We start from the raw sequence: 20925 nt of genomic DNA, 5'->3' as shown, positions 1-20925 counted from the left end.
CACCCCAGGAGCTGACATCATGAGGAAGACCTGGACCCTGAGCCTCGCCCTGACCCTGCCGCTGGCCCTCGCCGCGTGTGGTGGGTCGGGGCCCGCCGGCACGAGCAACGGTGGCGGCGCGCAGTCGGGCGACACGATCAAAATCGGATCCCTGCACCCGCTGAGCGGCGCGTCCGCCGCCGACGGGCAGCAGATGGACAACGGAGCGAAGCTGGCCGTGGAGGCCATCAACAACGCCGGTGGGATCAAGGCCCAGGGCGGCAAGAAGCTGGAGCTGGTCAGCGCCGACACCCAGGGCAAGCCGGAGGTCGGCCAGAGCGAGGCCCAGCGCCTCGTCTCCGACGGCGCGGTCGGCCTGGTCGGCACCTACCAGAGCGCGGTCACCGCGAACGTGTCCACCGTGGCCGAACGCAACAAGGTGCCACTGGTCATCGACGTGTCCAGCGCCGACTCGATCCTCGCCCAGGGCTACAAGTACACGTTCCGGGTGCAGCCCAGCTCCACAGTGCTCGGCACCGCCGGGGCGCAGTTCCTCGACCAGGTGGCCAAGGCGGCCGGTAAGCCGGTCAGGACGGTGGCCGTGCTGCACGAGCAGGGCCCGTTCGGCAGCGCCGTGCGCGACGCCTTCAAGGCCGAGGCGGAGAAGGCCGGCATCAAGGTCGGTCCGGCGATCGCCTACGACGCCGCCAACGTCTCCGACCTCACCACCCAGGTCACCCAGGTCAAGGCCAGCGGCGCCGACGTGCTGATGGTGGCCGGCTACTACCGGGACGGGGTGCTGGCGGCCAAGGCCGTCGCCACCGTCAAGCCGCCGGCCCTCAACGCGGTCTACGGCGTCGCCAACGGCGCGTTCGACCTCCCGCAGTTCCCGAAGGAGGCGGGCGCCGCGGCCGAGGGCTTCTTCGACGCGAACTACCACGCCGACATGACCAACGCCGACATGCAGGCGCTGGCCAAGCTCTACCAGGAGCGCTACAACGACGCGATCCGCACCGGCGCGGTGCTGGCGTACGACTCGGTGAAGGTGATCGCCGACGCGCTGGAGCGTTCCGGCGGCACCGAACCGGCCAAGGTGCGCGACGCCATCGCCGAGGGCTCGGTGCCGACCCTGATCGCCGGCAACGGCCCGATCACGTTCGGCCCGACCGGCGAGAACGAGAACGCCACGCCGATCCTCATGCAGGTCCAGGGCGGCGCGGTCAAGCAGGTGTTCCCGGCCGACAAGGCGGAGACCAAGCCGGTCTACCCCGCCTTCACGAGCCGGTGACCTCGCCGGCCGACCAGGGCCACGTCGCCGCCGCCGGCGACGTGGCGACCCTGGACCCCGACGAGGCACGCGCGCCCGCCGGCCGCGCCGTGCCGTGGCGGCGGATCGCGGTGATCACCGCGCTGATCGTGGTCGCCGTCGTGCTCGCGTACGTCCGTTCCGGCAGCGGGGTGGTCGTCGTCCAGGCGGTCGCCACCGGCGTCCTGATCGGCGGCGTCTACGGGCTGATCGCGATGGGCCTCACGCTGATCTTCGGCGTCCTCGACATCGTCAACTTCGCGCACGGCAGCTTCCTGGCGCTGGCCCTGTTCCTCACCTTCGGGCTGGCTCAGGCCGGTCTGCATCCCTATCTCGCGCTCGCGGTCAGCGTGCCGGCGATGTTCCTGCTCGGCGTGCTCGTGCAGCGCGGCATCCTGGCCGGCGCGATGGGCAAGCCGCTGGAGAACCAGCTGCTGATCACGCTCGGCATCTCGCTGATCATCGAGAACGCGCTGTTGCTGTTCTTCGGCGCCAACCCGCGGTCGGTGCCGCTGCCCGGCGACCGCGGCGTGCCGATCTTCGAGGCGGTGGCCAACCTGTCCCGCATCCTCGCCTTCGTCGGCGCGCTGCTGCTGGCCGGGCTGCTCTACCTGCTGCTGCAACGCACCCGACTCGGCACGGCGATCCGCGCGGTGGCCGCCAACGACACCGGCGCGCAACTGGTCGGCATCGACACCCGGGTGATCTACGCGGTGACGTTCGCGCTCGGCACCGCCTGCGCCGGTGCCGCCGGCACGCTCGTCGCGCCGCTGGTCACCATCGAACCCACCACCGGCGCGCTGTTCAACATCGTGGCCTTCGTGGTGGTCGTGCTGGGCGGCATGGGCAACGTGGTCGGCGCGCTGGTCGGCGGCCTGGTCATCGGCCTGGCCGAGCAGCTCGGCGGCATCTACCTGCCCGGGCAGTCACCGCTGCTGTCGGTCTTCATCGTCTTCGTGCTCGTGCTCTTCCTGCGTCCGCAGGGACTCTTCGGGAGGTCGGCATGACGGCCACCAGCGCCCCGCCGGCACCGGAGACGGCGGCCGGCCGGCCGCTGCCCCGACTGCCGTGGAACCGGCACCTGATCGCCATCGCGGTGCTCGCCGTGCTGCTGGTGCCGCTGCCGCTGATCCTTCCGCCGGCGCAGGCCTCGGTCGCGGTGCGGGTGCTCATCTTCGCCCTGATGAGCATCGGCTGGAACATGATGAGCGGCTTCGGCGGCATGTTCAGCTTCGGCCACGCGGCCTACTTCGGCATCGGCGCGTACGCCAGCGCCTGGCTCCTGGTCGAACACCGGGTGTCGCCGTGGATCGGCATCCTCGCGGGCATGGTGGTCGCGGCGGCGTTCGCCGCGCTGATCGGCTTCCTCGCGCTGCGCTACAAGCTGCGCGGCGCCTACTTCGCGCTGGCCACGTTCGCGTTCGCCGAGATGCTCCGGCTCTGGGCCACCAACAGCGACTTCGTCAACCGCGCGGTCGGCTACCACGTGCCGCTGCGCCCCGAGGCCTCCTGGTGGTGGCTGCAGTTCGAGCCGAGCTCGCCGAACTACTTCTGGGTCGCGCTCGCGCTCACCGTCGTCGCGCTGGTGGTCAGCGTGCTGTACCTCCGCTCCCGGGCCGGGCAGTTCACCAAGGCGGCCCGCGACGACGAGGACGCGGCCGCCGCGGTCGGCATCCCGGTGATGCGCTACAAGCTGCTGACCATGGCGCTCTCCGCCGCGATCACCGCGGTCGCCGGCGCCTTCTACGTGCAGTACTTCCTGTTCATCGACCCCGACCTGGCGTTCGGGTCGAGCGTGTCGATCCAGGCGATCCTGCCCGCGGTGATCGGCGGCGTGGCGACCGTCTGGGGCCCGGTGATCGGCGCGGTGGTGATGGGTCCGCTCAACGACGTGACCGCCACGATGCTGCGCAACCCGCCTGCCGGGCTGGAGTTCCTGCAGGGGCGCAGCGGCCTCGACGTGATCGTCTACGGCACGTTGCTGATCATCATCGTGCTGGTGCTGCCGAAGGGCATCTACGGCACGATCCGGCAAAGGTGGTTCCGACGATGACACTGCTGCGGGTCGACGGCATCTCCAAGTCGTTCCAGGGGCTGCGCGCGGTCGACGAGGTGAGCTTCGAGGTCGCCGAGGGCAGCATCCTCGGCGTCATCGGGCCCAACGGCGCCGGCAAGACCACCATCTTCAACCTCATCGCCGGGGCGCTGCGGCCGGACTCCGGCCGGGTGCACCTCGCCGGTCGGGAGATCACCGGGCATACGCCGCACCAGGTCACCGCCGCGGGCATGACCCGCACGTTCCAGCTGATGCGGCCGTTCTACTCGATGACCGTGCTGGAGAACGTCACCATCGCGGTGCTCGCCGGTGGTGGCGCCAAGCGGACCGCCCGTACCGCCGCCGCCGAACTGATCGATCGGGTCGGCCTCGGTCGGTGGCGCGACGCGCCGACCGAGGGCCTGCCCACCGCCGCGCTCAAACGGCTGGAGCTGGCCCGCGCCGTGGCCAGCAAGCCGCGCGTGCTGCTGCTGGACGAGGTGCTGGCCGGCCTGGTGCCCGCGGAGCGGGCGCCGGTGATGGAGCTGCTCGAACAACTGCGTACCGACGACGGCGTCACGCTCGTCTTCGTCGAGCACATCATGGCGGCCGTCATGCGGCTGTCGGACTCGGTGCTCGTGCTCGACCTGGGCCGGGTGCTCACCACCGGCGCGCCGGAGGAGGTGACCCGCGACCCGCGGGTCATCGAGGCCTACCTCGGGGAGGACCCGCATGCTCACGCTTGAGGGGCTCAGCGCCGGCTACCACGGCCTGCAGATCCTGCACCAGCTCGACCTGCGGGTCGCCGAGGGCGAGATCGTGGCGATCGTCGGCGCCAACGGCGCCGGCAAGACCACCACACTCAAGGCGATCTCCGGGCTGATCAAGCCCACCGGGGGCACCGTCACGTTCGACGGCCGGCGGGCCGACGGCGTACGCCCGAGCGAGCTGGTCGGTCGCGGTCTGCTGCACGTGGCGGAGGGGCGGGCGCTGTTCGGTCCGCTCAGCGTCGAGGAGAACCTGCGGATGGGCGCCTGGACGCGTGGCCGCAAGCCGCTCGACGAGCCGCTGCGCGAGGTCTTCGAGCTGTTCCCGATCCTCGCCGAGCGGCGTGCCCAGGCCGCCGAGACGCTCAGCGGCGGGCAGCAGCAGATGCTCGCGATCGGCCGGGCGTTGATGGCCGGACCGAAGCTGCTGCTGCTCGACGAGCCGTCGACGGGACTGTCGCCGAAGCTGACCTGGACCGTGCTCGACGCGGTCAAGGCGATCCGCGACCGGGGCGTCTCGGTGCTGCTGGTCGAGCAGAACGCCGCGCACGCGCTCAACCTCGCCGACCGGGCGTACGTGCTGGAGAGCGGCAGCCTGGTGCTCGACGGCCCGGGACCCGAACTCGCCCGCGACGACCGGGTCCGAGCCGCGTACCTCGGACTCTGACATGTCGTCCACAGTGGAGGCCGTGGCCCGGCTCGGCGCCTGGGGCGCCGGGCTGCGCTGGGCCGACGTCCCGGACGCCGCCCGTGACCGGCTCGCGCTGGTGCTGCTCGACTCGCTCGGGGTGACAGTGGTCGGCGCCCGGCAGGCCGAGCAGCGGGCGCTGGCCCGGGCGTGGCGTCCCGGTCCCGGGCCGGCGCCGCTGGTCGGCGGCGGCACGACCACCACCGTCGAGGCGGCCGCGTGGCTCAACGCGACGGCGATGGCCCGTCTCGAACTCGACGAGGGACACAAGTACGCCCGGGGCCATCCGGCGGCGCACGGGTTGCCCGCGGTGCTCGCGCTCGCCGCCGACCTCGGCGCGCCCGGTCCGGAGACGGCGGCGGCGCTGCTGGTGGCGTACGAGGTGGCGGCGCGGTTCGGCCGGGCCACCACGCTGCGGGCCGGCGCGCACCCGCACGGCAGCTGGGGCGTCGCGGGCGCGGCGGCCGGCTGCGCCCGGCTGCTCGGCCTGCCCGCCGACGGTGTCGCCGCGGCGATCGACGCGGGCACCGGCCTGCCGGTGGCCGGGCACTTCGCCAGCGCGCTGGACGGCAACCCGGTTCGCGACGCCTGGTTGGGCGCGTCCAACCTGTCCGGCCTGTCGGCGGCGCGGATGGCCGCCGCCGGCGTCGCCCGCAACACCGGCACGCCCGCGGTGTCGCTCGGCGACGTGCTCGGCCGGTTCGACCCGGCGCCGCTCACCGACGGTCTCGGCACCCGCTGGGACGTGCGGCTCGGCTACTTCAAGCGGCACGCGGCGTGCTCGTTCACCCACCCGGCCGCCGACGCGGCCCTGCTGGTGCGCGCCGACGGGCTGGACCTCGACGCCGTCGAGGAGATCCTGGTCGAGACCCACTCACTGGCCGCCGGGCTGGGCCGCACGACGTGGGACAGCCGGCTGGCCGCGCTCTTCTCGACGCCGTTCGTGGTGGCCGCCGCGCTGGTGCACGGCACCGTCGACCCCGCCGTCTCCGCCGCGGACCGGCGCGACGACCCGCGGGTCCGCGCACTGGCCGCGAGGGTGGTGCTGCGGGTGGCGCCGGACCTGGACGCCCGGCTGCCCGACGAGCGCGCGGCCCGGGTCACCGTCCGCGCCGCCGGGGCGCCGTCCCGGGTGGTCGAGGTGCCCAACCCGGTCGGCGACGCGGCCCACCACCCGATGGCCGAGGGCGACGTGCTCGCGCTGCTCGGCCGGCTGCTCGACGCCGACACCGTCCGGACCGTGCACGCGGTCGCCACCGGCCTGGCCGAGAGCGCCGACGTCGCGCCCGACCTGCGCCGGCTCGCCGAGATCTAGGAGATGACCGTGCGGATCTACGCCGTGACCCCGATCCACGTCGACGCCGAGGAACTGGCCCGCCGGCAGGCGCGCTACGCCGCGCTGGCGCCCCCCGGCGTCGAGGTGGTGCTGCACGACCTCGGACCGGAAGCGCCGCGCGCCCTGGACACCGACGCCCAGGTGCGCCGCAGCGAGGAGCTGGTCGTCGCGGCCTTGCGCGCCGCGCCGGCCGGCTTCGACGGGCTGCTGCCGGACTGCGTCCTCGACCCCGGCGTGGCGGACCTCGCCGGCACCCTGCCGGTGCCGGTCTTCGGGCTGTTGCGGCTCAGCCTCGGCTGGGCGGTGCTGACCGGACGCCGGTGTGCCGCGGTGGCCCGCAACCGGGCGATCGCCGACGAGATCGGGGACCGGGCCCGGGTCTACGGGTGGTCGGCCGACCTGCTCGACGTCCGGGTGCTGGACCTGGACGTGCACGCGATCGCCGACACCGCCCGCTGGGCGGACGCGCTCGGCGCCGTCGTCGGCACGATGGCCGCCGGGGGTGCGCGCACCGTGCTCAACGGCTGCTCGGCGGTGGACGTGCCGGCCGCCGTCCGCCTGCCGGCGCGCGTGGTGGACCCGACCGCCCTGGCCCTGCGGCTGATCGGCGCGGGCGAGGTGGCCCGCTGATGAGCGAGCACGTGAGCGGGCCCGACCTGGTGGTCGCCGGGGCCGGCGGCGGCCTGGTGGCCGCGCTGCGCGCCGCGCAGCTCGGCCTCGACGTGCTGGTGGTCGAGGCCAGCGAGCACTTCCGCCGGGGCAACAACACCTCGATGTCGACCGCGATGATCCCCGGCGCCGGCTCGCGGTGGCAGCGGGCCGCCGGCATCGACGACTCGGCCGCGCGGTTCGCGGCGGACGTCGCGCGCAAGACCGGTGGGCAGGGTGACCAGCGGCTCGCCCACGCGCTCGGCGCGGTGAGCGCCGAGCTGGTCGAATGGTTGGCCGACCACGTCGGCCTGGAGTTGTCCCTGGTCACCGACTTCCACTACCCGGGCCACTCGGTCGACCGCTGCCACACCGTCGAGGGTCGGCACGGCACGGTGCTGCTCGACCACCTGCTCCGGCGGGCGAACGGCGACGACGTGGACGTGCTGGTGCCGGCCCGCCTCGTCGACGTGCTCGTCGACGCCGACGGGGTGCACGCGGCCGTGGTGGAGCGGCCGGACGGCGCCCGCGAGGAGATCCCGACCCGCGCCGTGCTGCTGGCCACCAACGGCTACGGCGCCGACCGCACGCTCGTCGCCGAGCACCTGCCGGAGATCGCCGCGGCGGTCTACCACGGCAGCGAGACGTCCCGGGGCGACGCGCTGCGGATCGGCACGGCACTCGGGGCGCAGAGCGCGTTCCTGGACGCGTACCAGGGGCACGCCGCGCTCTCGGCGGGCGCCGCGACGCTCGTCGGCTGGGCGACAGTGATGCACGGCGGCGTCCTGCTGGACGCCACCGGCCGGCGGTTCGGCGACGAGACGACCGGCTACTCCGAGTACGCCGCCGCGCTCGCGGCCCGCCCGGACGCGTTCGGCTGGCTGGTGCTGGACCGCCGGATCCACGACGCCTGCCTGGCGTTCACCGACTTCCGGCAGAGCGTGGAGTCGGGCGCGCTGCGGGAGGCGCCGGACGCCGCCGCCCTGGCCTCGGTGACCGGGCTGCCGGCCGAGGCGGTGACCGCGGAACTCGCCGAGACCGCCGCGGTGGCGCGTGGCGAGCGCGCCGACCGGTTCGGCCGTACCTCCTTCGAGGCGCCGCTGGAGCCGCCGTACCTCACCGCCCGGGTGGTGCCGGCGCTCTTCCACACCCAGGGTGGCCTGGTGGTCGACGGGGACGCCCGGGTGCTGCGCCGGGACGGCGCGCCGATCCCCGGCCTCTACGCCTCCGGCGGGGCGGCGGCGGGCATCTCCGGCCACGGCGCGGCCGGCTACCTCGCCGGCAACGGCCTGCTGCCCGCGCTCGGCCTCGCCTACCTCGCGGCGAACCACGTCGCCCGCGCCACGGAGACCCGCACCGCCCGAACCACGGAAGGAAGCGCATGAAACCGCTGGAAACCCTGATCAGGAACGTCACCGTGGTGCGGCCCGACGCCGGCTCGCCGGACGGCGACCGGCTCGACATCGGCATCGCCGGCGGCAAGGTGGTGCGGCTGGAGGCCGACATCCCGGTCGACGAGGCGCAGGTCGTGGTGGACGGTCGCGGTCGGTTCGCGTACCCGGGCGCGGTCGACGCGCACCAGCACTGGGGCATCTACAACCCACTGGCCGAGGACACCGGGACGGAGAGCCGGGCCAGCGCGCAGGGCGGCGTGACCACCGGGCTGACCTACATGCGGACCGGTCAGTACTACCTCAACCGGGGCGGCTCGTACGCCGAGTTCTTCCCGCACGTGCTGTCCGCCTCCGAGGGGCGCTCGTACATCGACTACGGATTCCACCTGGCGCCGATGATGCGGGAGCACATCGACGAGATCCCGTCGATCGTGGAGAACTTCGGCGTCACCTCCTTCAAGATCTTCATGTTCTACGGCAGCCACGGGCTGCACGGGCGCTCCAGCGACCAGAGCTCGTTCCTGATGATCCCGCCGGGGGAGCGGTACGACCTCGCCCACTTCGAGTTCGTGATGCGCGGCGTGCAGGCGGCCCGGGAGAAGCTGACCGAGGCCGCGCCGCACCTGTCGCTGTCGCTGCACTGCGAGACCGCCGAGATCATGACCGCCTACACCCGACTGGTCGAGCAGGACCCGTCGCTGTCCGGCCTGGCCGCCTACAGCGCGTCGCGGCCGCCGCACTCGGAGGGGCTCGCGGTGACGATCGCGGCGTTCCTGGCCGACGAGACCGGGCTGCCCAACATCAACCTGCTGCACCTCTCGTCCCGTAAGGCGTTGCGGGCCGCGATGCTGATGGCGAACACGTTCCCGCACGTCGACTTCCGCCGCGAGGTCACCATCGGTCACCTGCTCGCCGACGTGGACACCGCGCACGGCCTGGGCGGCAAGGTGAACCCGCCGCTGCGCCCGCGCGAGGACGTGGAGGCGCTCTGGGAGTACGTGCTCGACGGCAGCGTCGACTGGGTGGTCAGCGACCACGCGTGCTGCAAGGACGAGATGAAGTTCGGCGACGCGCGCGAGGACGTCTTCGCCGCGAAGTCGGGCTTCGGCGGCGCCGAGTACCTGGTGCCCGGCCTGGTCTCCGAGGGGCGCAGGCGGGGCCTGTCGCACCAGCGGATCGCGCAGCTGCTCGCGTGGAACCCGGCCCGCCGCTACGGCCTGCCCGGCAAGGGCACGCTCGCTGTCGGTTTCGACGCCGACCTGTGCCTGGTGGAGAACGCCAGCTGGACCGTGCACGCCGCCGACTCGGTGTCGACCCAGGAGTACACGCCGTTCGAGGGCTTCGAGCTGGGCGCCCGGGTCACCGACACCTGGGTCCGGGGGCAGCGCGTGCTGGACGCCGGGAACGTCGTCGGCGCCCCGAACGGCCGCTACGTCCACCGTCCGTACCAGGGGTGACCATGTCCGAGGGAAACGACGGGCCGCTGGCCGGCCTGCGGGTGCTCGACGCGTCGACCATCCTGGCCGGTCCGCTGGTGGCGCAGGTGCTCGGCGACTTCGGCGCCGAGGTGATCAAGATCGAGCATCCGACCCGGGGCGACGGCATGCGCGGGCACGGGCTGGCCAGGGACGACCAGCCGCTGTGGTGGAAGATGATCGCCCGCAACAAGCGGACGGTCGGGCTCTATCTCGGTGACCCGGCCGGCGCGGAGATCTTCCGGAGGCTCGCGGCCACCGCCGACGTGGTGATCGAGAACTTCCGGCCGGGCACGCTGGAGCGCTGGGGGCTCGGCTACGAGGCGCTCTGCGCCGACAACCCGGGACTGATCCTGCTGCGGGTCACCGGCTTCGGCCAGTCCGGCCCGTACGCCGCGCGGCCGGCCTTCGGCACGCTGGTCGAGGCGATGAGCGGCTTCGCGCACCTGACCGGTGAGCCGGACGGCCCACCGACGCTGCCGGCGTTCGGCCTGGCCGACTCCATCGCCGGCATGGCGGGGGCGGCGGCGGTCTCGATGGCGTTGTTCCAGCGGGAGAAGGACGGCCGGGGGCAGGAGATCGACCTGGACCTGCTCACCCCCATCATGACCGCGGTGGGGCCGGGCGTGATCTACGCCGACCAGCTCGGCATCGACCAGCAGCGCACCGGCAACCGGTCGGCCAACAACGCGCCGCGCAACACGTACCGCACCGCCGACGGGCACTGGGTGGCGATCTCCACCAGCGCCGACAGCATCGCCCGGCGGGTGCTCACCCTGGTCGGCCACCCGGAGGTGATCGACGAGCCGTGGTTCGCCACCGGCCGGCAGCGGGCGCAGCACGCCGAACTGCTCGACGGCTACGTGGGTGACTGGATCGGGGCGCGCGACCGGGCGGAGGTGCTGCGCGCGTTCGAGGAGGCGGGAGCCGCGGTGGGTCCGGTGTACCGGCCGAGCGAGCTGCTCGATGATCCGCAGGTGCGCGCGTTGGACCTGGTCACCACCGTGGACGACCCGGACCTGGGTCCGATCCGGATGCAGAACACGCTCTGGCGGATGAGCCGGACGCCGGGACGGATCCGGTTCACCGGGCGGGCACCGGGCGCCGACACCGACGCGGTCCTCGGCGACGAGCTGGGTCTGTCGGCGGCGGAGTTGGCGGAGCTGCGGGATCGGGGCGTACTGGGCTAGTTCCGCTCAGCGGAACGAAGGTCATGGATATTGACAGCTCGTCGCCCCCGCCCTAGCGTCGTCCTCCCGGTCGTGGTCGATGGGCCACGTTCCGCTCAGCGAAACACTGGAGGCCTTCGTGCTCCGCAGGTTCCGTCTCCCCATCGGCCTGGCCGTCGCGGCCGGCCTCGTCGTCGCCGGATCACCCGGCCCCGCCCTCGCCCATGGCAAACCGAAGCCCCGACTCGACTGCTCCGCCGCCGCCGTCGGGAACCTCGGCCGCGCCGTCGGCCACCCGACGGCGGTCACCTCCGTCACCACCGGCCGCACCGCGGCCGGCGCGTCCTACTGCGACGTACGGGCCGGCGTCACGGTCCGCGCGGGCGACGGCAGCACCTCCGTCGTCCAGCTCCGCCTGCAGGTGCCGGCCGACTGGAACCGCCGCTACGTCCAGCTGGGTGGCGGCGGCTTCTGCGGCAGCATCCCGACCGCCGGCACCGCCGGTGACGGCACCGTCGACCTCGGCTACGCGGTAGCCTCCGACGACACCGGCCACGTCGGGAGCGGCGCGGACGCCTCGTTCGCGTTCGGCAACACCGCCGCCCAGAACACCTGGGGCTACCTCTCCGAGCACCTGACCGCGCTGGCCGCCAAGGCCGCGCTCAAGGCCACGACCCGCCACACGCCCGCGTACGCCTACTTCGTGGGCTGCTCGACCGGTGGCCGGCAGGCGTTGATCGAGGCGCAGCGCTGGCCGGGCGACTTCGACGGGATCGTGGCCGGCGCGCCGGCCAACCGGCAGAACTACCTGGCCCCGCTCTCCCAGGGGGTGCGCGAGCTGCAGAACCGGGACGCCGACTTCCGCCAGATCGTCGACGCGGCCGCCGCGGCCGTGGTCGCCCGGGGCGTGCGGGAGGCGTGCGACGGGCCGGTCGCCGACGGCGTGGTCGACGACCCGCGCAGCTGCCGGTTCGACCCGGCGACGCTGCTCTGCCCGGACGCCACGGCCGCGCCGGGCTGCCTCAGCGCCGCACAGGTCGCGGTGGTGAAGAAGTGGTACGACAGCCCGCGCGACGACCGGGGCCGCGAGCTGTACCCGGGCGGGCTGCCGCTCGGCTCGGAGGGCGGTTGGGTCGGCGCCGACATCAGCACCTCGCCGACCGGGCTCAGCGGCGGCGGTGCGTACGCCGAACAGGTCCTGCGCTACCTGGCGTTCCCGACCGACCCGGGGCCCACCTACTCGCTGCGCGACTTCGACCCGAACCGGGACGCGGCCCGGCTACGCACGATGGCCAAGGTCTACAACGCCGACACCACGAACCTGGACGCGTTCCGCCGCTCGGGTGGCAAGCTGATGCTCTACCACGGCCTGGCCGACCCGCTGATCACCCCGTTCGGCACCGTTCAGTACTACGAGGACGTGGTGGAGCGGTACGGCTCGCTGGCCCGTACCCAGCAGTTCGCCCGGCTCTACCTGCTGCCCGGCGTCTACCACTGCGCCGGCGGGCCCGGTCCGGACCGGGTCGACTGGCTCGGCGCGATCCGCGCCTGGACCGAGCGGGGCACGGCGCCGACCTCCGTGCTGGCCGCCAAGGTCGGCGGTGGCGCGACCACGATGGAACGGCCGGTCTACGCGTACCCCCTGCGGGCGCGCTACGACGGCAGCGGTGACCCGAACGCGGCGGCCAACTGGAAGCCGGTGCTCGGCCCGCGCGGCCGGGGCTGACCGCGACGGAGCCGGGCCCGGGCGAGACGCGCGGGCCCGGCTCCGGTCAGCTCGGGGAGTGCGGGTCGTTGTACCGATCGGCGACCTCCTGGCCGGACAGCTTCTGGATGGCGGTCATGATCTCGTCGGTGACCGCCCGCCGGGCCTGCCCGCCGCTGCCGGCGGCCTGCCGGGTGACGTGCAGCGGCGTGCCGAACCGCACGGTGATGCGCCCGGGCCGGGGCAGTCGGGCGCCGACGGGTTGGATGCGGTCGGTGCCGAGCAGGGCGACCGGGACCACCGGCGCGCCGGAGGCGAGCGCGAGCCAGGCGACCCCGGTGCGGCCGCGGTAGAGCCGCCCGTCGCGGGACCGGCTGCCCTCCGGGTGGATGCCGAACGCGCGCCCGGCGGCGAGCACGCCGAGCGCCACCCGCAGCGACGCCTGGGCCGACCGGTGCCCGCCGCGCTCCACCGCGATGGCGTCGATCGCGGTGAGGCAGGTGCGGGTCAGCCACCCCTTGACGCCCGGCTGCCGGAAGTAGTCGTCCTTGGCCAGGAAGGCGACCGGACGGGGTGCCACCAGCGGGATCACCACGCTGTCGAGGAACGAGAGGTGATTGGCGGCCAGGATCACCGGGCCGTGCCGCGGGACGTTGTCCCGCCCCTCGACCACCGGCCGGAAGGCGAGCCGGCTCAGCGGGGCCAGCACCAGTCGGGTGCCCGTCTGCATCAGCACGTGATCCTCCGATCGAGGTGGGCCGCCAGGGCGGCGCGCAGCAGCGGTTCGACGTCGTCGTCGCGCACCATGAGCTGGAGGCTGCCCCACTGCCGGAGCGCGGCGATGCCGTGCAGGTTGGCCCAGAGCGCGCCGGCCACGACCGGTGCGGTCGGCGTACCGGTCAGCTCGGGTCGGGCCCGGGCGACCAGGTCGACCAGGACGCCGAAGAGGTGGTCGCTGGCGTCCCGCAGCCCGATGCCGTTGCCCCGCAGCAGGTCGTGTCGGAACATCAGGGCGAACATGCCGTGGTGGGTGCGCGCGAACCGCAGGTAGAGGCGGCCCAGGGCGAGCAACTGCTGGTGCGGATCCGGATCGGTGTTGTCGATCGTCTCCGCGACCTCGCGCCCCAGGTGCTGGTAGCCCTCCCGCGCGATGGCCGCCAGCAGGGCGGAGTGGGTCGGGAAGTGGCGCCGCGGGGCGCCGTGGGAGACGCCGGCGCGGCGGGCGATCTCCCGCAACGTCAGGGCGTCGGGGCCCTCCCGCTCCAGCAGCTCGACGCCGACGCGCACGAGACGTGCCTGAAGGTCGCGGTCCGGCTGCGGCATGGACAGTGTCTACCAGGGCCAGTAGACACTGTCTACCGGTGAGCCGGGTCACCTCTCGCCGGTACGGGAATCAGGTCGCCGGGCCGTGGCCTGAACCCAGGTGTGACTGTTACGCCGAATTCCACCCCGACGCCGGGTGACCTGATGAGCCGCGGGCAGCGACTGCGGCTCGTCGTGGTCCTCGGTTCGCTCATCGCGGTGGGCCCCCTGACCATCGACATGTACCTGCCCGCGTTGCCCGCGATCGTCGCGGACTTCGCGACCACCTCGGCGGCGGTCCAGTTGACCCTCACCGGCACGCTCGCCGGGCTCGCGGTCGGCCAGCTGCTGATCGGGCCGCTGTCGGACGCCGTCGGACGGCGCCGCCCGCTGATCGCCGGGCTGGCGCTGCACGTCGTGGCGTCGTCGCTCTGCGTCGTCGCGCCGAACGTCGCCGTGCTCGGCGCGCTGCGGGTGGTGCAGGGCCTCGGCGTCGCCGCCACCGCGGTGGTCGCGATGGCGGTGGTCCGCGACCTGTTCAGCGGTGCGGCGTTCGCCACGCTGCTCTCCCGGCTGCTGCTGGTGATGGGCGCGGCCCCGATCCTCGCCCCGACCCTGGGCGGGGGCGTGCTGCGCTGGACGGACTGGCGCGGCGTGTTCGTCGCGCTGGCCGCCATCGGCGTGCTGCTGGTGGTGGTCGCCTCGATCGGCCTGCCGGAGACGCTCGCGCCCGAGCGTCGCCGGCGCGGTGGCGTCGTCGCGACGATCTCGCTCTACGGATCGCTGCTGCGCGACCGCGTGTTCGTGGGGCTGGTCCTGGTCGCCGGCCTGGCCATGGCGGCGTTGTTCGCGTACGTGGCCGGTTCGTCGTTCGTGCTGCAGCAGAGCTACGGGCTGGACGAGCAGCAGTTCGCGCTGGCGTTCGGGGCCGGGGCGATCGGCCTGATCGGCGCGACCCAGTACAACGTGCGGCTGCTGCGCCGCTACCCGCCGCAGCGGATCCTGGCCGCCTCGCTGGGCGTGGGGACGCTGGCCGGGCTGGCCCTGGTGGCGTTCGCCGCGACGAACGTCGGTGGCCTGCCCGCCCTGCTGGTGTCGTTGTGGGTGGTGCTGGCGGCGGCGGGCCTGGCGATGCCGAACGCCCCGGCGCTGGCGCTGTCCCGCCACGGCGAGGCGGCCGGCACCGCGTCCGCGCTGCTCGGCGCCGTGCAGTTCGGCGTGGGCGCGGTGGCCGCCCCGCTGGTCGGCGTGCTGGGCACCGGGGCGGTGGCGATGGCGCTGGTGGTGGCCGGCGGGATGGTGGCCGCGCTGGCCGTGCTGCTGGTCGTCGTGCGCCCGTCCCGACTCGCCGGCCTGGAACCGGCTCCGGCGGTGGTGGCCGTGCACTGACGACGCGGGCGACGGGGCCCGGCTGCGGTCGGGCCCCGTCACTTCCCGGACGAGCGGTCAGCCCTTGCGCCACCGCTGGTTGGGGGTGCCGGAGCAGTCCCACAACTGCAGCCGGGCGCCGTCGCCCGGGTTGCGGTCCTTGATGTCGACGCACCTGTTGGCCTGGGGGTTGACCAGGTCACCGGCCGCGGTGAGGGTGAACTGCTGGGCCCCGGTGCCGTTGCAGGCGTAGAGCTGGACGACCGCGCCGTTGGCGGTCGCGCCGCCGTCGACGTCCATGCACGTGCCGTTCTGGCTGCGCACCGCCGAACCGTCGAACGTCCACCGCTGCGCGCCGGTGTTGTTGCAGGTCCACATCTGCAGCGGGGCGCGGTCGACGAAGTTCGAGCTGGGCACGTCGACGCACTTGCCGTTCAGGCTGCTGACGATCGCGCCCGAGGTGCTGGTGGTTCCGCCGCCGAACGGGCTGAGGATCAGGCCGGCGGCGCGGGGGTCGCCGTCGTGCACCAGCGACTCGAACGCGCCGACGTCGTCGAAGGCGAAGGCGTACGCCTTCCCATCGGCCATGTTGGCGTGGATCAGCCGGGCGTACTGGTTGGTGGGGGAGTTGCGGTAGAACGCGGCGGCGTCGGTGCTGGGCTGGGTATCGACCGTGCCGAGCGTGCCGCGGTTCAGCGCGGCGCAGAGCGTACGCGAGATCGGGCCGACCACCTGGTCGTTCGGCGCGGGCAGGTCGCCGTCGCAGCCCCACACGCTCGCCGACGAGGGCCGCCGGAACGAGGCGACCACCTGGCCGCTGCCGTTGGTGAACGTCATCGTGTCGCCGGTGGTCCGGCCGAGGTAGCGGACGTTCGGCTGGTCGGTGAAGGGCGCCACGGTCAGTGTCCTCGTGGTGTACGCGTTCCAGGCGGCGGCGATGTAGGAGTCGAGGTAGGTGGTGCTGAGCAGCCCGGCGCCGGCCGCCTTGCCCGGGGCCAGCACGCGCAGCACGGTGCCGTCGGAGCGGGTCTGGACGGTGCCGGCCCAGCCCGGTTGGGCCCGGATCCCGTCGATGACCGCGTTGCGTCCGTTCGCCACCGGGTCGCCGGTGCGCCGGGTGGCGCCGTTCGCGCCGGTCACGGTCACCGCGTGCGGCACCGCGAACATGTCGACCTGGGAGCTGTTGAGCCACAGACCCGCGTCGTTGTAGGTGAACTCGCTCCAGTCGAAGAGGACGTCCCGGTTGGCGTCACCGGCCGCCCACGGTGCGGGTTGCACGAGGCCGTCCGGGGTGAGCAGGAACGTCAGCTTCTGCCCGAGGGCGAAGTAGACCCGGCCGGAGAAGCCTCGGGGGAACTGGAGGGTGGTGCTGCCGCCGTTGCCGGGACCGGGGATGGAGACGTCAGGCGCGGGCGACGGCGGGATCTGCCCGCCGGTCCAGGGCACGAAGGCGCCGACCGCGGTCACGTAGCCGAGCCGGCCGGTGGAGAGCTGGGTGCCGATGACGTAGAGGTGCACGGCGTCGGCGCGTCCGGTGGTGTTGGTGACGGTGACGGGCAGCAGGGTCGGGCCGACCGCCTGCGCGGGCGCGGCCAGGGGTGGGCCGCTGCCCAGCGCGACAAGCACTGTCGATGCGGCGGTGAGCAGCCGTTTCCGGAGACGCATGGGACACCTCGTGGTGGTGGGGAGAGCGGGGGAGAGCGCTCTCTCAGCGTCCGTTTGCGACCAATGTTTGTCAATATGTTGTGGCCGGCGGATTGTCCGGTCGGTGCCGGGCGAAGGCGTCCAGGCGGCCCCAGCGGCCAGGCACGTCCAGCAGCGCGATGTGCTCGAACATCGCCGGCAGCGCCGGGATCGCGGCGAGATGGTCCTCGTGCGGGTCGAGGCCGAGCAGCGTGCGCAGGAGCAGCAGCGGCGCGCCGCTGGACCAGGCCTGCGGGCTGCCGGCGGTCGGGTAGCGGACCGGGTAGCGGGTGGTCCGGCGATCGAAGCCGCCGAACGCCTCCGGCAGGCGTCCCTCGAAGTAGGCGGCGGCGGAGATGATGCCCTCGGCGATCCGGCCGGCCTGGTCGGTCAGGCCGTAGCGCCGCAGCCCCCAGGCGATGAACGAGTTGTCGAACGGCCACACCGTCCCGGTGTGGTAGCCCAACGGGTTGTAGCGGCTCTGCCCCTCGGCCAGCGTGCGTACGCCCCAGCCGGAGAACAGCGCCGGGCTCATCAGGTGCTCGGCCACCCGGGCGGCCCGCTCCGGCGGCACGATCCCGCTCCACAACAGGTGCCCGATGTTCGAGGTGAGGCTGTCCACGGGCGTGCCGTCGTGGTCGAGCGCGACCGCGTACCAGCCGCGGTCCGCCAGCCAGAAGTCGCGGTTGAAGCGCTCGAACAGCTCCGCCGCCTCCCGTTCCAGCCGTTCGGCGAAGGCGACGTCGTGCCAGACCACGCGCGCCAGCCGGGCCGCGCGGACCTTGGCGTCGTACGCGTACCCCTGGGTCTCGCAGGTCGAGCGGGGGAAGCCCGGCAACCGGCCGTCGGCGTAGGAGATGCTGTCCCAGGAGTCCTTCCAGCACTGGTTCTCCAGGCCGGTGTCGAGGTTGCGTCGCTGGTACGAGACGTAACCGGCGCCGGTGAGATCGGCGTGCCGGTCCATCCAGGCCAACGCCGCGCGCGCCTCCTGCTCGAGTTCCCGCACCAGCGCGGTGTCACCGCTCCACCGCTCGTACTCGTCGAGCAGCACCACGAACAGCGGCGTGGCGTCGGCCGTGCCGTAGTACGGCGAGTGGGGTTGTTCCTCGAACGCCGCGGACTCGCCGTAGCGCAGCTCGTGCAGGATCCGCCCCGGGTCCTCCTCCAGCACGTCGTCGGTCCGCGCGCCCTGCAGCGAGGCGAGGATGCGCAACGTCGGCGGGGTCAGCGACGGCGTGAACGGGAGGGTCTGGAGGCAGGTGAGCAGACTGTCGCGGCCGAACAGCGTCATGAACCAGGGCAGGCCGGCCGCCGGCACGGTGGCGCCGCCGAGTGAGAGCGGCGCGAAGCGGAGCGCCGCCAGGTCGACCAGGCTGCGCTGGTACACCTGACGCAGGGTGGTGCTGTCGGTGTCCAGGGTCGGTGCCGCGGCCACCCAGGCCCGAACGCTCTCGGGCAGGACGGACGCGTCCGACCGCAGTGCGCGGGGCCCGGCTCGCAGGTCGACGCCGTCGGGCCGCCACGCGCGCATCTCCGCCCGCAGCTCGACCGACCAGTCCGCGCCCGGCGCCAGCCGGACGGCGAAGCGGATGTCGTCGGGGGTGAAGGTAGCCGGCCGGTCGGCGGTGAGGGCGACCGCACGGTGGAAGGTGCCCCGCCGGTAGCCCAGCCGTAGCCCGTCCGGCCTGACCTCGGTGTACGCCTCGCCGGCCTTGGTGCCGACGGCGAACTTTATCTCGAAGATGTCGGCGAAGTCGGCGGCCACCTCCAGCCGGACGTCCACCTCGCGCGGTTGGTCGCCGTAGTTGAAGACGGTGATCGACTCGGTCAGGTCGGCGTCCACGCGCCGTCGACGGATGGCGGACACGTCCGCCTGCACATAGTCCATCTGACCGCCGGGGACCAGAAAGAACGCCGCCTCGAAGTAGTGGCTGTCGTCCACCGACAGGGCCGTCATCCGCTCCCCGTCGATGGTGAGCACCCAGCGTGACAGGTATCGGGTGTCGGCGGCGAACAGTCCGACCGGGGCAGCCGGCGAGGACTCGATGTCGCCGCTGCTGTCCGACACGATGAACGTGCTGCCGTCGATGCACGACACCGTGCCCGGCACGTCCTTCATGGCGTGCCGCCGTCGGGCCCGTCAGGTCGGTCGCCCGCGTCCGGCTCCGGGAAGAGCCGCCCGATCCGGAGGGCCAGGCCGAGGTCCCCGTCGACCAGGATCTCGCCCCGGTTGATCGCGGCCAGCCCGTTCATCCCGCCCGACGCCATCGCCTCGGCGGTCCGCTCGGAGGTGGTGATGACCGCCGAGGCGGGGCCGCCGTCGCGGGTGACGCGCAGGTGCCCCCGGTCGATCTCGAGCCGCCAGTGCCGTAGGCCGCCGTCGACGCGGATGTCGATCCGGACGCTGCCGCTGACCTTGCCGAGACGGGCGTCGTAGCCCACCGCCGACAACCGGTCGAAGAAGGCGTCGGTCGAGGTCATCTGGCCTCCATGAAAGCCGCTGCCGGAGCGCTCGGCGCGTACCCCCTGCGCCGGCCCGCTAACCTGCTCGCCGGGCGACGACGGCGGCGCCGTCGGATAATGGGTCGATGACGAACCCCGATCTCGATCCCGACGTGTACCCGCCGCTCGACCCGCGCGAGGACGTGCCGGACGACCCCGGCGAACTCCTGCCCGACACGCCGGACCAGCTGCCGGAGGCGCCGGTCGAGCCGATGCCCGACGACGGCGAGCCCGGCGGTGTGCCCGAGCCGGCCTGATCCGCCGCTCAGCGGTTCCCGGCCTCAAGGCATCGGCAAGGACGAATGAGTCTGATCTAATGGACACCGTGCCGAGCGGCAGGGGAGATCGGATGCGGATCGTCGACGCCCGGGTGATCGTGACCTGTCCCGGCCGCAACTTCGTGACCCTGAAGGTCGTCACCGATGCTGGCGTCACCGGCGTCGGCGACGCCACCCTCAACGGCCGGGAACTCGCCGTCGCGTCCTACCTGCGCGACCACGTCGTGCCGCTGCTGATCGGGCGCGACCCGGCCCGGATCGAGGACACCTGGCAATACCTCTACCAGGGTTCCTACTGGCGGCGCGGGCCGGTCACCATGAGTGCGATCGCCGCCGTGGACACCGCGCTGTGGGACATCAAGGGCAAGGTCGCCGGGCTGCCGGTCTACCAGCTTCTCGGTGGCCGGTCCCGCGACGGCGTGACCGTCTACGGCCACGCCAACGGCGAGACCGTCGACGAGGTGCTGACCGAGGTCGCCCGCTTCGTCGACCTGGGCTACCGCGCGGTGCGCGTGCAGTGCGGCGTGCCCGGCCTGCCCAGGACCTACGGCGTCAGCGCCGACAAGATGTTCTACGAGCCCGCCGACGCCGCGCTGCCCACCGAGACGACCTGGTCCACCGAGGCCTACCTGGCCCACGTGCCGAGCGTGTTCGCCCGGGTCCGTGACGAGTTCGGCCCCACCCTGCGACTGCTGCACGACGTGCACCACCGGCTCACCCCGATCGAGGCGGCACGGCTCGGCAGGAGCCTGGAGCCGTACGCGTTGACCTGGATGGAGGACCCGGTCCCGGCGGACCTGCCCGAGGGGTTCCGGCTCATCCGCCAGCACACCACCACCCCGGTCGCCGTGGGTGAGGTCTTCAGCAGCATCTTCGACGCCGCCCCGCTCATCCGGGAACAGCTCATCGACTACGTCCGGACGACGGTGGTCCATGCCGGCGGGCTCACCCACCTGCGGCGGATCTTCGACCTCGCCGCGCTGCACCACGTCCGCAGCGGCTCGCACGGCGCCACCGACCTCTCCCCGGTCTGCATGGCCGCGGCGCTCCACCTCGACCTCGCCATCCCCAACTTCGGCCTGCAGGAATACATGCGGCACACCACGCTGACCGACGAGGTCTTCCCGCACGGCTACCACTACGACGGCGGCTACCTGCATCCCGCCGAGACGCCCGGGCTCGGCGTGGACATCGACGAGGAGGCCGCGGCCCGCTACCCGTACGCGCCGGCCTACCTGCCGGTGAACCGGCTCACCGACGGCACCGTGCACCCCTGGTGAGCGCGTCCGC

The 20925-nt window shown here is 73.3% G+C and carries 19 protein-coding genes; 14 read left to right on the top strand and 5 right to left on the bottom strand.

Going from position 1 to position 20925, the window contains the following annotated elements:
• Positions 1-19 precede the first annotated feature (19 nt).
• The 11 genes from GA0070213_RS19415 to GA0070213_RS19365 all read left to right on the top strand — a co-directional run bounded on the left by GA0070213_RS19415 (position 20) and on the right by GA0070213_RS19365 (position 12523).
• Positions 20-1267, top strand: a complete 1248-nt coding sequence (locus GA0070213_RS19415; RefSeq protein WP_091066288.1) for an ABC transporter substrate-binding protein — start codon at positions 20-22, stop codon at positions 1265-1267.
• Positions 1264-2292: a branched-chain amino acid ABC transporter permease gene (locus GA0070213_RS19410; RefSeq protein ID WP_217628635.1), complete on the top strand. Its 1029-nt coding sequence runs from the start codon at positions 1264-1266 to the stop codon at positions 2290-2292. Before GA0070213_RS19415 ends, GA0070213_RS19410 begins: the two co-directional genes overlap by 4 nt.
• Positions 2289-3338 (top strand): branched-chain amino acid ABC transporter permease, encoded by a 1050-nt coding sequence (locus tag GA0070213_RS19405; RefSeq protein ID WP_091066284.1) that lies wholly within the window; start codon positions 2289-2291, stop codon positions 3336-3338. The genes GA0070213_RS19410 and GA0070213_RS19405 overlap by 4 nt, the downstream gene beginning before the upstream one ends.
• Positions 3335-4066 carry an ABC transporter ATP-binding protein gene (locus GA0070213_RS19400; RefSeq protein ID WP_091066281.1) on the top strand — a complete coding sequence of 244 codons (732 nt, stop codon included), beginning with the start codon at positions 3335-3337 and terminating at the stop codon, positions 4064-4066. Before GA0070213_RS19405 ends, GA0070213_RS19400 begins: the two co-directional genes overlap by 4 nt.
• Positions 4053-4754 carry an ABC transporter ATP-binding protein gene (locus GA0070213_RS19395; protein ID WP_091066278.1) on the top strand — a complete coding sequence of 234 codons (702 nt, stop codon included), beginning with the start codon at positions 4053-4055 and terminating at the stop codon, positions 4752-4754. Before GA0070213_RS19400 ends, GA0070213_RS19395 begins: the two co-directional genes overlap by 14 nt.
• A 1-nt stretch (position 4755) precedes the next feature.
• The gene (locus tag GA0070213_RS19390) at positions 4756-6090 is read left to right on the top strand and encodes an MmgE/PrpD family protein (protein ID WP_091066274.1); all 1335 of its coding nucleotides are present in this window, start codon (positions 4756-4758) and stop codon (positions 6088-6090) included.
• Between the two features lie 9 nt (positions 6091-6099).
• The gene (locus GA0070213_RS19385; RefSeq protein WP_091066832.1) at positions 6100-6741 is read left to right on the top strand and encodes an aspartate/glutamate racemase family protein; all 642 of its coding nucleotides are present in this window, start codon (positions 6100-6102) and stop codon (positions 6739-6741) included.
• Complete coding sequence (locus GA0070213_RS19380) at positions 6741-8144, top strand: FAD-dependent oxidoreductase (protein WP_091066270.1); 1404 nt, start codon at positions 6741-6743, stop codon at positions 8142-8144. Before GA0070213_RS19385 ends, GA0070213_RS19380 begins: the two co-directional genes overlap by 1 nt.
• A complete protein-coding gene (locus GA0070213_RS19375) occupies positions 8141-9610 on the top strand; it encodes a dihydroorotase (protein WP_091066267.1) in 1470 nt (489 codons plus the stop codon). The genes GA0070213_RS19380 and GA0070213_RS19375 overlap by 4 nt, the downstream gene beginning before the upstream one ends.
• A 2-nt stretch (positions 9611-9612) precedes the next feature.
• Positions 9613-10818 carry a CaiB/BaiF CoA transferase family protein gene (locus tag GA0070213_RS19370; RefSeq protein WP_091066266.1) on the top strand — a complete coding sequence of 402 codons (1206 nt, stop codon included), beginning with the start codon at positions 9613-9615 and terminating at the stop codon, positions 10816-10818.
• A 118-nt stretch (positions 10819-10936) separates the two neighbouring features.
• Complete coding sequence (locus GA0070213_RS19365) at positions 10937-12523, top strand: tannase/feruloyl esterase family alpha/beta hydrolase (protein WP_139128700.1); 1587 nt, start codon at positions 10937-10939, stop codon at positions 12521-12523.
• A gap of 46 nt (positions 12524-12569) precedes the next feature.
• On the opposite strand, the gene GA0070213_RS19360 is transcribed toward GA0070213_RS19365, so the two are convergent.
• Together GA0070213_RS19360 and GA0070213_RS19355 are read right to left on the bottom strand one after the other, a co-directional pair.
• Entirely contained in the window at positions 12570-13232 is a 663-nt protein-coding gene (locus tag GA0070213_RS19360) for a lysophospholipid acyltransferase family protein (protein ID WP_091066828.1), read from the bottom strand.
• Positions 13232-13825 (bottom strand): TetR/AcrR family transcriptional regulator, encoded by a 594-nt coding sequence (locus tag GA0070213_RS19355; protein ID WP_091066260.1) that lies wholly within the window; start codon positions 13823-13825, stop codon positions 13232-13234. Before GA0070213_RS19355 ends, GA0070213_RS19360 begins: the two co-directional genes overlap by 1 nt.
• Before the next feature lie 144 nt (positions 13826-13969).
• Between GA0070213_RS19355 and GA0070213_RS19350 the strand changes: the two genes are divergently transcribed.
• A complete protein-coding gene (locus GA0070213_RS19350) occupies positions 13970-15193 on the top strand; it encodes a multidrug effflux MFS transporter (protein WP_091066257.1) in 1224 nt (407 codons plus the stop codon).
• Between the two features lie 57 nt (positions 15194-15250).
• Here GA0070213_RS19350 and GA0070213_RS19345 read toward each other — a convergent pair whose 3' ends face one another.
• The 3 genes from GA0070213_RS19345 to GA0070213_RS19335 all read right to left on the bottom strand — a co-directional run bounded on the left by GA0070213_RS19345 (position 15251) and on the right by GA0070213_RS19335 (position 19336).
• Entirely contained in the window at positions 15251-16837 is a 1587-nt protein-coding gene (locus tag GA0070213_RS19345; protein WP_091066252.1) for a beta-1,3-glucanase family protein, read from the bottom strand.
• A 70-nt stretch (positions 16838-16907) separates the two neighbouring features.
• Positions 16908-18965, bottom strand: a complete 2058-nt coding sequence (locus tag GA0070213_RS19340; RefSeq protein WP_091066824.1) for an amylo-alpha-1,6-glucosidase — start codon at positions 18963-18965, stop codon at positions 16908-16910.
• A 5-nt stretch (positions 18966-18970) separates the two neighbouring features.
• Positions 18971-19336 carry an SCP2 sterol-binding domain-containing protein gene (locus GA0070213_RS19335; protein ID WP_091066248.1) on the bottom strand — a complete coding sequence of 122 codons (366 nt, stop codon included), beginning with the start codon at positions 19334-19336 and terminating at the stop codon, positions 18971-18973.
• 107 nt (positions 19337-19443) lie between these two features.
• Here GA0070213_RS19335 and GA0070213_RS31620 point away from each other — a divergent pair, with 107 nt between their 5' ends.
• Positions 19444-19614 (top strand): hypothetical protein, encoded by a 171-nt coding sequence (locus GA0070213_RS31620; protein WP_175441407.1) that lies wholly within the window; start codon positions 19444-19446, stop codon positions 19612-19614.
• Positions 19615-19706: 92 nt separating this feature from the next.
• Complete coding sequence (gene manD, locus GA0070213_RS19330) at positions 19707-20915, top strand: D-mannonate dehydratase ManD (RefSeq protein WP_091066243.1); 1209 nt, start codon at positions 19707-19709, stop codon at positions 20913-20915.
• The last annotated feature ends 10 nt before the right edge of the window (positions 20916-20925 follow it).

Origin of the sequence: Micromonospora humi, assembly GCF_900090105.1 — a bacterium.
Lineage (GTDB): Bacteria > Actinomycetota > Actinomycetes > Mycobacteriales > Micromonosporaceae > Micromonospora > Micromonospora humi.
This window is presented reverse-complemented; position numbering and strand designations above follow the sequence as displayed.